The organism is Flavobacterium sp. (assembly GCF_044377315.1).
Lineage (GTDB): Bacteria > Bacteroidota > Bacteroidia > Flavobacteriales > Flavobacteriaceae > Flavobacterium.
The window spans coordinates 66,144-78,640 of sequence record NZ_JBILJG010000005.1 but is presented as its reverse complement, the minus strand read 5'-3'; the positions used below and the strand labels follow the sequence as shown (position 1 = coordinate 78,640).

Annotated in this window: 12 protein-coding genes; 2 read left to right on the top strand and 10 right to left on the bottom strand. The window is 33.3% G+C overall.

Annotation, left to right across the window (positions count from 1 at the left end; genetic code table 11):
• The first annotated feature begins 110 nt into the window (after window positions 1–110).
• Window positions 111–272 carry a 50S ribosomal protein L34 gene (gene rpmH, locus ACIQ66_RS02830; RefSeq protein WP_008464848.1) on the top strand — a complete coding sequence of 54 codons (162 nt, stop codon included), beginning with the start codon at window positions 111–113 and terminating at the stop codon, window positions 270–272.
• Window positions 273–472: 200 nt separating this feature from the next.
• Window positions 473–3,325: a carbamoyl-phosphate synthase large subunit gene (gene carB, locus ACIQ66_RS02825; protein WP_396211289.1), complete on the top strand. Its 2,853-nt coding sequence runs from the start codon at window positions 473–475 to the stop codon at window positions 3,323–3,325.
• 79 nt (window positions 3,326–3,404) lie between these two features.
• Here the strand turns inward: carB and hemN are convergent, their stop codons facing one another.
• The 10 genes from hemN to ACIQ66_RS02775 all read right to left on the bottom strand — a co-directional run bounded on the left by hemN (window position 3,405) and on the right by ACIQ66_RS02775 (window position 12,494).
• Window positions 3,405–4,769 (bottom strand): oxygen-independent coproporphyrinogen III oxidase, encoded by a 1,365-nt coding sequence (gene hemN, locus ACIQ66_RS02820; RefSeq protein WP_396211288.1) that lies wholly within the window; start codon window positions 4,767–4,769, stop codon window positions 3,405–3,407.
• Between the two features lie 223 nt (window positions 4,770–4,992).
• Window positions 4,993–7,041 (bottom strand): DUF349 domain-containing protein, encoded by a 2,049-nt coding sequence (locus ACIQ66_RS02815; RefSeq protein WP_396211287.1) that lies wholly within the window; start codon window positions 7,039–7,041, stop codon window positions 4,993–4,995.
• A 312-nt stretch (window positions 7,042–7,353) separates the two neighbouring features.
• The gene (locus ACIQ66_RS02810) at window positions 7,354–8,214 is read right to left on the bottom strand and encodes a TerC family protein (RefSeq protein WP_396211286.1); all 861 of its coding nucleotides are present in this window, start codon (window positions 8,212–8,214) and stop codon (window positions 7,354–7,356) included.
• A gap of 41 nt (window positions 8,215–8,255) precedes the next feature.
• Window positions 8,256–8,630: a DNA topoisomerase IV gene (locus tag ACIQ66_RS02805; RefSeq protein ID WP_396211285.1), complete on the bottom strand. Its 375-nt coding sequence runs from the start codon at window positions 8,628–8,630 to the stop codon at window positions 8,256–8,258.
• Window positions 8,631–8,653: 23 nt separating this feature from the next.
• A complete protein-coding gene (locus tag ACIQ66_RS02800; protein ID WP_396211284.1) occupies window positions 8,654–9,226 on the bottom strand; it encodes a pentapeptide repeat-containing protein in 573 nt (190 codons plus the stop codon).
• 2 nt (window positions 9,227–9,228) lie between these two features.
• On the bottom strand, window positions 9,229–9,450 hold the full coding sequence (locus ACIQ66_RS02795) for a DUF6095 family protein (protein WP_298175706.1): 222 nt from the start codon (window positions 9,448–9,450) through the stop codon (window positions 9,229–9,231).
• 4 nt (window positions 9,451–9,454) lie between these two features.
• Window positions 9,455–10,267 carry an N-acetylmuramic acid 6-phosphate etherase gene (murQ, locus tag ACIQ66_RS02790; protein WP_396211283.1) on the bottom strand — a complete coding sequence of 271 codons (813 nt, stop codon included), beginning with the start codon at window positions 10,265–10,267 and terminating at the stop codon, window positions 9,455–9,457.
• 6 nt (window positions 10,268–10,273) lie between these two features.
• The gene (locus ACIQ66_RS02785) at window positions 10,274–10,501 is read right to left on the bottom strand and encodes a hypothetical protein (RefSeq protein WP_298175710.1); all 228 of its coding nucleotides are present in this window, start codon (window positions 10,499–10,501) and stop codon (window positions 10,274–10,276) included.
• A 30-nt stretch (window positions 10,502–10,531) separates the two neighbouring features.
• Window positions 10,532–11,113: a hypothetical protein gene (locus ACIQ66_RS02780; RefSeq protein WP_396211282.1), complete on the bottom strand. Its 582-nt coding sequence runs from the start codon at window positions 11,111–11,113 to the stop codon at window positions 10,532–10,534.
• A gap of 7 nt (window positions 11,114–11,120) precedes the next feature.
• Window positions 11,121–12,494: an MATE family efflux transporter gene (locus tag ACIQ66_RS02775; protein WP_396211281.1), complete on the bottom strand. Its 1,374-nt coding sequence runs from the start codon at window positions 12,492–12,494 to the stop codon at window positions 11,121–11,123.
• Between the last annotated feature and the right edge of the window lie 3 nt (window positions 12,495–12,497).

Below are 12,497 nucleotides of genomic sequence, written 5' to 3'. Positions count from 1 at the left end.
AACTACTTGCCAGAAAAAAAAGACTTTGTATATTTGCACTCGGTTTTACAAAGACAGTCTTTGTAAACTATAAGTACAAAATAAATCAAGATTTTTAAAGATAATTAGCAATGAGCAAAAGAACGTTTCAACCATCGAAAAGAAAAAGAAGAAATAAGCACGGATTTATGGACAGAATGGCTTCTGCAAATGGAAGAAAAGTCCTTGCGCGTCGTAGAGCTAAAGGAAGACATAAGTTAACTGTATCTTCTGAACCAAGACACAAAAAATAATGATTAACAATTAATCAATATAAAGCCGTTACTTTTATTAGTAGCGGCTTTTTTTTAAATCTGTTTATAAATTTTAATAAGTTTTAGGAGCTATTTCCTGCTATTCGTTATAATCTTTTTATTTTTAAAGAAAAAATAAAAAGGATTTTCACTGCTATCAGGGCTAGGGCTATATCTTACACAACAACAAACTAACTACAATGCCAAAAGACAATTCAATCAAATCGGTTTTAATTATTGGTTCAGGTCCAATCGTTATTGGACAAGCTTGTGAATTTGACTACGCAGGTTCACAATCAGCGCGTTCTATTCGTGAAGAAGGAATTGAAGTAATCCTTATCAATTCCAATCCGGCAACTATTATGACCGACCCAAGTATGGCGGATCATGTTTATTTATTGCCATTAACAACCAAATCAATTATCCAAATTCTAAAAGAACATCCTCAAATTGATGCTGTTCTTCCAACAATGGGTGGGCAGACAGCTTTAAATCTTTGCCTAGAAGCCGACGAAAAAGGAATTTGGCAAGACTTTAATGTAAAAATGATTGGAGTTGATGTTAATGCCATCAACATTACTGAAGATAGAGAACAATTTAAACAACTTTTAAAGAAGATAAATGTTCCATCTGCGCCTGCAGAAATCTGTACTTCGTTTTTGAGAGGTAAAGAAATTGCACAAGAATTTGGTTTTCCATTAGTAATTCGACCATCGTTTACACTTGGTGGAACTGGAGCAGCAATTGTATATAAAAAAGAAGATTTTGCCGAGAAGTTAACTTATGGTTTAGAAATGTCACCTATTCATGAAGTTTTGATTGACAAGGCATTAATGGGTTGGAAAGAATATGAATTAGAACTTCTACGCGATAAAAACGATAATGTAGTAATCATCTGTTCGATTGAAAACATGGATCCTATGGGAATTCATACAGGTGATTCAATTACGGTTGCACCAGCAATGACTTTGTCGGACACAACTTTTCAAAAAATGCGTGATTATGCCATTTTAATGATGCGTTCCATAGGAAATTTCGCTGGAGGTTGTAACGTACAATTCGCCGTTTCGCCCGACGAAAAAGAAGACATTGTTGCAATCGAAATCAACCCGAGAGTTTCGCGTTCATCTGCATTAGCGTCAAAAGCTACAGGTTATCCAATTGCAAAAATTGCTTCAAAATTAGCATTAGGTTATAACTTAGATGAACTTCAAAACCAAATTACCAAATCAACTTCGGCGTTATTCGAACCAACTTTAGATTATGTAATAGTAAAAATACCACGTTGGAATTTCGACAAATTTGAAGGTGCCGACAGAACTTTGGGACTTCAAATGAAATCGGTTGGAGAAGTAATGGGAATTGGTCGTTCGTTTCAAGAAGCGCTCCACAAAGCAACGCAATCGCTCGAAATTAAAAGAAACGGACTTGGAGCAGACGGAAAAGGCTATAAAAACTACGAGCAAATTATCGAGAAATTAACTTTCGCAAGTTGGGATAGAGTTTTTGTAATTTACGATGCCATTGCCATGGGAATTCCGTTGAGTAGAATTCACGAAATTACTAAAATCGATATGTGGTTTTTGAAACAATACGAAGAATTGTATTCGTTGGAAAGAGAAATTACAAACTACAAAATTGATGCTTTGCCAAAAGAGTTATTACTCGAAGCAAAGCAAAAAGGATACGGCGATAGACAAATTGCTCACATGTTGGGTTGTTTGGAAAGTCAGGTTTATAAATTGCGTGATGAAATGAACATAAAACGTGTTTATAAATTGGTGGATACATGTGCTGCCGAATTTAAAGCAAAAACACCTTATTATTACTCGACTTTTGAAGCTGAAATTCAAACAGCAAACGGAGAAAGATACGTTCAAAACGAAAGCATTGTAACTGATAAGAAGAAAGTGGTAGTTTTAGGTTCTGGACCAAATAGAATTGGGCAAGGAATTGAGTTTGACTATTCTTGTGTTCATGGAGTATTAGCAGCAAAAGAATGTGGTTATGAAACCATCATGATAAACTGTAATCCAGAAACTGTTTCAACCGATTTTGATACCGCTGATAAATTGTATTTCGAACCCGTTTTTTGGGAACACATTTACGACATCATTCGCCACGAAAAACCAGAAGGTGTAATTGTACAACTTGGTGGACAAACGGCTTTAAAACTAGCAGAGAAATTATCTAAATATGGAATTAAAATTCTTGGAACTTCATTCGATGCTCTAGATTTAGCCGAAGATAGAGGACGTTTTTCTGAATTGTTAACCGAATTGAACATTCCGTTTCCAAAGTTTGGAATTGCTGAAAGTGCTGATGAAGCTTCTAAATTGGCTGATAGTTTAGACTTTCCGTTATTAGTTCGCCCATCGTATGTTTTGGGTGGACAAGGAATGAAAATTGTCATCAACAAACAAGAATTAGAAGAACACGTAATTGATTTATTAAAATCGATTCCAGGAAATAAATTGCTTTTAGACCATTATTTGGATGGCGCAATTGAAGCAGAAGCTGATGCTATTTGTGATGGAGAAAATGTGTACATCATCGGAATTATGGAACACATCGAACCTTGCGGCATTCATTCAGGTGATTCTAATGCGACTTTGCCACCGTTTAATTTAGGTGAATTTGTGATGCAACAAATAAAAGATCATACTAAAAAGATTGCTTTGGCATTACGAACTGTTGGTTTAATCAACATTCAATTTGCCATAAAAGATGATACGGTTTACATCATCGAAGCCAATCCAAGAGCATCAAGAACGGTTCCGTTTATTGCAAAAGCGTATGGCGAACCTTATGTAAATTACGCAACCAAAGTAATGTTGGGCGAAAATAAAGTAACCGATTTTACGTTCAATCCTCAGTTGAAAGGTTATGCTATTAAGCAACCCGTTTTCTCTTTTAGTAAATTTAAAGATGTAAATAAAGCACTCGGACCAGAAATGAAATCAACAGGAGAAAGTATTTTGTTTATTGATGATTTAAAAGATGATCAATTCTACGAATTATACAGCAGAAGAAAAATGTATTTGAGTAAATAAAGTTTTCAATTGCTTTGTGAAGCTTTGTGTAACGATTTTTGTGGCACAAGGTTTTACGAAGTTTTGATAAGACAGAATTCTAAACCGTCATTGAGAACAATTGTGTTTGGGGTGCTTTACGTTTTAGTCGTAGGTCAAATGCCATGCATAGGTTGCGTACAAAGGGTTTTCCTTTTTCGGTTACGGTTATACTAGTGCTACTTATTTTTACCAAACCGTCGTGTTCCATTTCGTTTAACTGGTGGATAATGTAGGGCAACTCATTAAAATACAATTCTTTGTCTTCCCAAGAAGTGGTAAATTGACACATTAGGTTCAATATGTGTTTGCGTATAATCAAATCTTCGTTGGTTAGCAAATGTCCTCTGTAAACAGGTAGTTCGTTTTGCTCCAATTTGGCGTAGTATTCTTCGACTGTTTTTACATTTTGTGCAAAACTATACCAACTATCACTAATAGAAGAAACGCCCAAACCAATCATAACCTGCGTTTTAGACGAAGTATAGCCCATAAAATTACGGTGCAGTTTTTCATCTAAAAAAGATTGGTACATACTGTCACTCGCAAGTGCAAAATGATCCATTCCAATTTCATGGTAACCGTTTTGACTCAGTAATTTTTTGCCTTCTTCGTATAGTTTACGCTTTTCATCATCTATTGGTAAATCTTCATCGTTAAAACCGCGTTGTCCGTTGCCTTTTATCCATGGCACATGTGCATAACTGTAAAACGCCAAGCGATCGGGTTGTAGAGAGTTGGTTTTATCAATAGTATCCATAACGTCTTCAAGCGTTTGGAACGGTAAACCAAAAATTAAATCGTGCCCAATAGAAGTATAACCAATTTCTTTTGCCCAAAACGTAACTTTCGCTACATTATGAAACGGTTGGACACGATTTATGGATTGCTGCACTTTGCTTGAGTAATCTTGAACACCAAAACTTACGCGTCTAAATCCCAAGTCATATAAAGTTTGTAAATGTCCTCTAGTTGTATTATTTGGATGGCCTTCAAAACTAAACTCGTGATTACGTGCTTTTTTGGCTCTTTTAAAAATACCATTGATAAGTGTAGTCAAATTTTTTTGTGAAAAAAAAGTGGGTGTGCCGCCGCCCAAATGAATTTCTTTAATAGTAGGTTGTTCTGAAAGCAAATCGCAGTATAATTTCCATTCTTTTAGAATTGCCTCAATATAAGGATTTTCTACTTCGTGACGTTTGGTGATGCGTTTGTTACAGCCGCAAAATGTACAAAGGCTTTCGCAAAAAGGCAAATGTATGTAAACGCTGATGCCTTCGGTAGTATTGCTTTCGTAAAAAGAGTTTTTAAGTGTTTTTTTCCAGTTTTCTAGAGAAAATAAATTTTCATTCCAGTAAGGAACAGTAGGGTAGCTTGTGTATCGTGGACCAGGAACATTATATTTTTGTATTAAGGAGACGGACATGAAATACTATCTTTTAAGGTACAAACTTAATTTTATCAATTTGAATAAAAAATGATAAATATCATGTGAAGGTTCGAGTTTAGAAATACGAGGTACGAAGTTTTGGTTTAGATTGCAGAAAGTAGATTTCTATAATTTAACATCCAACACCCATCATCTAACATCTAACAAAAAACCCCGAAGTCTATACGTTCGAGGTTTCTGAATTATTTTAAAGAAAAAACTATTCTGCTTTTAGATTGCGAAGTTGTTTTAATTTGTCTTTTAAAACCGCTAATTCTTCTTTGTGTTTTGCGATGTTTTTACGTACTTCTAACACAATTGAATTTTCTTTTTTGGCATTTTTTGTATTGGTAAAAAACTGAATGTTGTTTTCCAATTGGAAAATTTCGCTCTGCACTTCGTCAATTTTACGCATTAAGAAAACTTTTTCGTTTTCTAATTTTCTCGAATCGTCAGAACCAGCTAATTGCTCGATACGATTGTTGAAACGCATCATGTCGGTTTCTTTTTTGCTCAAGCTTAATTTTTCGAATAAAACATCTAATATTTTATTGAATTTTCCTTCGATATGTCTTCTGCCAAAAGGAACTTTACCAAAGCCTTTCCAATTTTCGATATGTGCTTTGATAGCATCTAAATCTGTTTTGTGATCGCCTGTCATTTCAAAAGCACGCAAAGTTTCAAGGTATTCTTTTTTCTTTTCGAATGCTTCAACTTCTTCTGTGTTTTCTTCAGTTTTGTTTTCTTTTAATTTGTCAAAATAATGATTGCAAGCCGTTCTAAATTCAGCCCAAATTTTATCAGAGAATTTTCTTGGCACATGACCAATAGTTTTCCATTCATCCTGAATTTGTTTCATAATTGGCGTAGTTGCGGCAAAATCTGTACTGTTTTGCAATTCAACTGCTTTGGTAACTAAGGCTTGTTTTTTGGTCAAATTATCAGTTTGATCTTTTTTAATGTCTTTGTAAAAAGAATTTTTAAGCGTATTAAAATTACGAACCGCCGTTTTGAATGTCGACCAAGTTTCTTCGTTTACTTCGCTAGGAACTTTTCCTGTTGAGAAAAATTCGTTGCGCAACGCTTCTACTTTTGCCACTTGAGCTGCCCAAAGTGCATGAGAATTTACTTTTTCGGTAGCTAAAACTTCAATTTGGGCAATAATGGCTTTCTTTTTCTCTAAATTTTCAGTTTCACCAGCACGCAATTTTTCGAAAATAAGTTCGCGCTTGTCGTGCATAATTTTGGTCAATTCGCTGAATTTATTCCAAATTTCCTCACGGTGTTCTCTCGAAACAGGACCGATTTCTTCTTTCCAAATTTTGTGTAAATCTTGCAATTCACGGAAGGCTTTGTTCACGTCTTCCATTTGTGTTAACTCTTCAACACGAGCAATAATTTTTTGTTTTTGTTCCAAATTATGTTTGAAATCAATATCTCTAGCTTCTCTGTCTAAGTGAAGAAAGTCATAGAAATTCTCCATATGAAAATGGTAATTATTCCAAACGTGGTTGTATTTATCTTTAGGAATTGAGCCAGCATTTTTCCAACGATCTCTAATGTCGTTTAGCTGTTTAAGCGAATTAGTAATATTTCCTGGATTTGTGACTAAGTTTTTCAATTCTTCAACAAGCACCAATCGATTTTGAAGGTTGGCTTCAAGATTAGATTGTAAACTTTTGTAATGTTTATTTTTTCTATCTCTGTAATGAGAATATATTTGGTCAAACTTAGTTTTTAGTGGAAAATGATATTCAAAATCCTCAGTTGTATCTGGATTTTCGGCATTAAATTCTTCCTTTTTCTCATCAATAAAATGATGGTATTTTGCCAAAAATGATTTTTTTATTTCTTCAACGTGCTCTTTTACAGCCATCACCTTCTCGTTTTCAGCGATTTTTTCAAGTGTATCAACAAGAGCTTCCATAGACATGGCTTCATAATCTTCCATAGGAATTTCATGACGTATGGTTTCATCTTCGCTTTCGGCAGCGTTGGTTGCAGCTATTTCATTGATAGCAATGATGCTTTTGTCAACTATTTTTAGCGAATCGTCAGCTACTTGCTCATCGGTCAATTCAGCGATATTATCTTCTTTAGTAGCTTCAACTTTTGGAGCTGGTTCGACAATTTGTTCTGTTAAAGTTGTTTCTTCAGTTTCTACAACTTCGTGCATTTCAGGAGTCGTTGCTTCTACAGCATTGTTTTCAGGGTTTCCATCTGCTAGATTTTCGTTACTAGGCAGGTTATCATTCTTTTCTTCAGACATTTTTTTAAATGTGTAAGGTTTATAATTATACGATATAATAGGGCGAAAGGTAGTAAACACCTAACAAAATTCAAAACAATTAGAAAAATTAAACCAAATAAAAATGAAAAAGCATCATTAAAGAATTTTCTCTAACAATGCTTTTATAAAAGTAGTTACAATTTTTAGACACAAATTTCAGAAGTTAGTACATATTGTTAGCTTCTATTAGTACACAAATAATTGCTGATAGTAATTTTAATTTGTGAAAATCTTTTTTTAGAATTTTTGCTTCGTGTAAATTTGTGTAATTCGTTTTTAATTAAAAAAAAACTAGTTATTTAGATCAAAATCTTCCAATTTTTTATCTTCTAATTTGTTATTATGCAATACAACAGGTTTACTGTTTTTTCGCATTTTGATATTCAAAAACTCTACAAATAATGAGAAGAAAATGGCAAAATATAAGTATCCTTTTGGAATGCTATGTATTTCTACATCAGAACCAAAGCGGAAATGCGCTAAGTGAGAACCTTCAGCTAAAAGCATTACACCTATTAAGATTAAGAATGACAAACCAAGGATTTGAATAGTAGGATGCTCATTTACAAACTTGCTAACAGGCCCTGCAAATATCATCATGATAACGATAGAAATTACGATTGAGATGATCATAATTTCAATAGCTCCTTCATATCCAAAACCACCTTCTGCGGGCGATTTCATACTTATCATTCCAATAGCTGTCAAAATACTATCGAAAGAGAAAACAATGTTTAGCATTGCAATTTGAAAAACGGCACTTGATAAACTTGAAGCCGATTTTCCTGAAGCACTTTCCTCTTCTCCTTCCATTTTGTGATGAATTTCAGAAACTGATTTATATAACAAAAACAATCCACCACCAAAAATAATAAGACTTTGACCCGTAATTCGTGCTTCAAAAAAGCCCCAATTGATTGGTAAAAGTATTTGTTGTAAACTTAAAACCCATGAAATTCCGAATAATAGTATTATTCTAAAAACCATTGCTAGCAATAAACCGATTCTTCTGGCTTTTGGTTGATCTTCGGCTTTCAATTTTCCTGAAACGATTGATAGAAAAACGATATTGTCGATTCCTAAAATAATTTCTAAAAAAGTTAGGGTTAATAAAGCTATCCAAGCATTTGGGTTTGAAATTAATTCGAGCATTTTGTTTTTAAATTTAGTTTGTAAATGTTGTTAAACGTAAGTTAGTCAAGTTTTGTTACAAAACCTTGTTGTTTTTTTGCATCGCCTACAAACGAGAATTCAAAGGTGTATGTTTTTTCTTTTGTGGCAACAATTTTCATACTAATAGCTTTTTTTTCTGTATTGTTTTTAGGATTGATTTTTTGCAAAATAAATTCACAATCATTAATCCATCTTACCGAAGCAGAATCTGTTTTCCCTTGAAAGTTTTCAACTTGAAGTTTGTCAGTTCGTTCGAATGTTGAAGTTATTTTTTTGCCATCAATTTCTTTAGTAAATTCAAATTTACCTGTTTTAAAATCGGTACAATTGCATTCTGTTTTAGTGGGCATACAAGAAATAAGTGTAAGCAAAAATAGGATAAGAATTGGTTTCATTTAGTTTTTATTAATTGTTAAAATTACTCTATTTTTAAATCATATTTGTCTAACAAATTCGGTATCCCTTGCAACGAAAATTTTGCTTTTTTTATCGAATTGAATTCGGGATCAATTTTGAAATTATGAGAAGTGGTAAAATCAACTTCTTTAAGTTCACTTTCGTTAAAAATGGCATTGATAAGATTGCAATTATCAAAAACAGAATTGGCTAAATTGGATCCAATAAAATTTACTTCTTTTAGTGAACAAGAAATGAAATTGGTTTTGGGCATTTTTTTATTGACAAACGAAGCATAATCTAATGTAGAATCTTGAAAATGAACACTGAATAAAAAATCGGTGCATTCGTGAAAAGCGATTCCTAGTAATTTGCAGTTTTTGAAAGTTACCGTTTTTAGACTTGCATTTTTGAGTTTCGACATTGCTAAATTGCAATCGATAAACTCGCAATCTATAAAAGTTGTTTCGGTAAAATTGGCATTAGAAAAATCACAATTTTTGAACGTACAACCGTCAAATTCGCGATTGGTAATCTTGGCGTCGAGTAGAATTACTTTTTCAAAAGTGGTGTTGATGTATAGAAGCTCGTTCATAATTAATCATTAAATAATGCTTTCATAATAGTTTGTAAGCCTTTGTACATAAAATAAACAGCTAATCCTGAAAGAAAAATTCCGACTGCTAAAACAAGATAATGCCAAACATTTTGCTTATTGATAAAGGCGTTATAAATTACCGATGGACCAATAAAAAGTAGTGGTAAAGCAAAAACTAAATATTTGATTCCTTTGGATAAAACAGTTCTATTGGTTGACATTTTTTTACAAATTATAATTATCTACAGCTTTTCGAACGCTTCCATATTTTGAAAGCAGTATTGCGGCTTCATCGTAACTAACTGTGATTTCGCTCATAATCATTTTTACGCCTCTATCAACCAATTTGTCGTTGCTTAGTTGCATATCGACCATTTTGTTGCCTTTTACTTTTCCGAGTTGTATCATGGTTGTTGTTGAAATCATATTTAGCAACAACTTTTGAGCAGTTCCTGCTTTCATTCTTGAACTTCCAGTAACAAATTCTGGACCTACAACAACTACTATTGGAAAGTTGGCTACCAAGGCTAATGGACTTCCTTCGTTGCAAGTAATACAACCAGTTACGATGTTATTTTCGTTGCATTTTTCCAAACCTTTGATAACATAAGGTGTTGTGCCAGAAGCTGCAATTCCGATTACAACATCAGTTGAAGAAATGTTTTGTTCTTGCAGATCGAGCCAAGCTTGTGTTGTATTGTCTTCGGCGTTTTCAACTGCACGACGAATCGCCTTGTCGCCACCAGCTATAATTCCGTTTACTAAATCAAATGGAACACCGAAAGTTGGTGGGCATTCTGATGCATCGACAATTCCTAATCGACCAGAAGTACCAGCACCTATATAGAAAAGTCTTCCACCCAATTTCATTTTCTCAACAATTTTGGTAACCAAAGGCTCAATTTGAGGCAAGGTTTTTTCAACTGCTAATGGAACGGTTTTGTCTTCGTTGTTGATATTTTGCAATAATTCGGCCACCGACATTTTTTCTAAATGTTCGTATTTGGATGATTGCTCCGTTGTTTTAATAAAATTCATAACCAATTATTCTTCATATCGTTGAATTTCTCTATCGTAAAATTCGTTGGCAAGAGTAATCAAGTTTTCCATTTCGGCATTAAGTTCGGCTTCGTCAAGATCTTCATCTTCTTCCATAAACTCTACTTCATCATCTTTTAGATTAATGATAAAACGAGGATAATCAAGGTGAATGATAAAAATATCTTCAGGAAAATCGGTGTTATCGCCTAGAACAAATTTTGGTAATTGCATTGTTTTTTTTTTTGATGTTATGAAAGATTTTTAAACTTGAAGATGGCTCCAGTTTTCGCCTGTTCTTATGCGCCAAAGTTGTTGTGTACTTATATTGAATTGTTTGGCAATTAATGTTAATCGTGTTTTGTTGTCTTCTCGTTTTAACATTTTTTTGATACGAATAACTTGTGTAGAAGTTAGTTTTCTACCATCTGCTTTTTTATTATATTCGATTATAAATTGCTTAGCTTTAATAACTAAAGGATTTTTGCTATGATGTGCTGTTAGTTCTTTTTGATTTGCCCATTTTAGGTTAGATACATGGTCATTAACTTTGTTAAAATCTAAATGAAGCACAAATCGTCTTTCATCATCTGGAGCTTTTTCGATGAAATACATAGCAACGAGTCTGTACATAAACATATGGACTGTTTTGCGTTTACCATCTGTATATACGGCATATTTCCATATTTTATAACCCTCTAGCATACTTCCTCTTAATTCTTTTCCTTCCAAAGTGTTTTCAGTATAACTTACAAGACGACCATAATTAGAAATGGCATAATTTAATTTTAAGCTTTCTGGAACAAAAATTTTTCTAAATTCCTCACCTCTTAAAAGTTGAATCATGATAAAATTATTTTGTATTAATTAAATTTTTAGTTAGAAAGTGAAAGCGAATATACAAAAAAATTGCTGCAAATGATAATCCTGCTAAAAGTCCTATCCAAACACCAACAGCTTTTAAGGATGTATGTTCGCCAAGATAGTATGAAATAGGAAAGCCAATAACCCAATAGGCTACAAAAGTTATATACATTGGAATTTTTACATCTTGTAAACCACGTAAAGCACCAAGAACTACTACTTGAATTCCGTCTGAAATTTGAAAAACCGCAGCTACTAGTAATAACTTGGCAGCAATAGCAATAACTTCTTTATTGTCTATAAGTTGCGCTTGATTTTCCATATTTAGAAAAATATAGGGCAATGAATTATGTAAAAGCACAAACAATATGGCAAATATAATTTCGATAAAAATAGCTAATAAAAATATTGAACGTGCCACAATTACCAAATTTTTATAATCTTGATTTCCTTTTTGATTTCCAACTCTAATCATGGCTACAACGCTTAATCCCATGGCAAACATAAAAGTCATTGAAGCTAAGCTCAAGGCAATTTGATTAGCGGCTTGACTTGTTTTTCCAATATTTCCACAAAGCCAAATAGCAGCTGTAAAAAGTACCACTTCAAAAAGCATTTGCATTGCAGATGGAAATCCTAGGTTGACAATTTTAGAGATAGTTTCTTTTTTGATTTCATTAAAACTGAAACCTTGAAAATAGTTTTTTAGTTTTTCTTGTTTGGCTAAAATAAAGTGCATAAAAACAACCATAGCTATACGAGAAATTACCGTTCCTAAACCGGCACCGATGATTCCCATTTTTGGAAAACCCCAAACGCCATATATTAAAACATAATTAAAAAAGACATGTATAATATTTGCCGATACAATTGCATACATCGAATATTTAGTCAATGATAATCCGTCTGCAAATTGTTTATAACCCTGATATATAATAAGAGGAACAAGCGAAAAAGCAACCCAATCAAGATAGGGCTTGGCTAAGGTTATTACTTCTTTTGGTTGTTGTAACAATTCCATAATTGGTTTGGCAATTACAACTAACCCGAAAAGTACAAAACCTAAAATGGTGCATAAAAATAACCCGTTGTGAAAAACCAATCGTATTTTACCCTTTTTGTTTTCGGCATCCGCTTCGGCAATTATTGGCGTTATGGCTGTTGAAAATCCGATACCTATTGACATAGCTACAAAAATTAAACTGTTTCCTAATGAAACAGCAGCTAGTTCAGTTGAACCTAACTTGCCCACCATAATATTATCGACAATTGCTATTAAAGTATGGCCAACCATTCCTAGAATAACTGGATAAGCCAGTTTAAGGTTGTATGAAAACTCTTTTGTATAGGTAGATAAGTTCATTTT

Coding starts and splice junctions, on each gene's coding strand:
- rpmH (WP_008464848.1), top strand. CDS start 111: ATGAGCAAAAGAACGTTTCAACCATCGAAAAGAAAAAGAAGAAATAAG.
- carB (WP_396211289.1), top strand. CDS start 473: ATGCCAAAAGACAATTCAATCAAATCGGTTTTAATTATTGGTTCAGGT.
- hemN (WP_396211288.1), bottom strand. CDS start 4,769: ATGTCCGTCTCCTTAATACAAAAATATAATGTTCCTGGTCCACGATAC.
- ACIQ66_RS02815 (WP_396211287.1), bottom strand. CDS start 7,041: ATGTCTGAAGAAAAGAATGATAACCTGCCTAGTAACGAAAATCTAGCA.
- ACIQ66_RS02810 (WP_396211286.1), bottom strand. CDS start 8,214: ATGCTCGAATTAATTTCAAACCCAAATGCTTGGATAGCTTTATTAACC.
- ACIQ66_RS02805 (WP_396211285.1), bottom strand. CDS start 8,630: ATGAAACCAATTCTTATCCTATTTTTGCTTACACTTATTTCTTGTATG.
- ACIQ66_RS02800 (WP_396211284.1), bottom strand. CDS start 9,226: ATGAACGAGCTTCTATACATCAACACCACTTTTGAAAAAGTAATTCTA.
- ACIQ66_RS02795 (WP_298175706.1), bottom strand. CDS start 9,450: ATGTCAACCAATAGAACTGTTTTATCCAAAGGAATCAAATATTTAGTT.
- murQ (WP_396211283.1), bottom strand. CDS start 10,267: ATGAATTTTATTAAAACAACGGAGCAATCATCCAAATACGAACATTTA.
- ACIQ66_RS02785 (WP_298175710.1), bottom strand. CDS start 10,501: ATGCAATTACCAAAATTTGTTCTAGGCGATAACACCGATTTTCCTGAA.
- ACIQ66_RS02780 (WP_396211282.1), bottom strand. CDS start 11,113: ATGATTCAACTTTTAAGAGGTGAGGAATTTAGAAAAATTTTTGTTCCA.
- ACIQ66_RS02775 (WP_396211281.1), bottom strand. CDS start 12,494: ATGAACTTATCTACCTATACAAAAGAGTTTTCATACAACCTTAAACTG.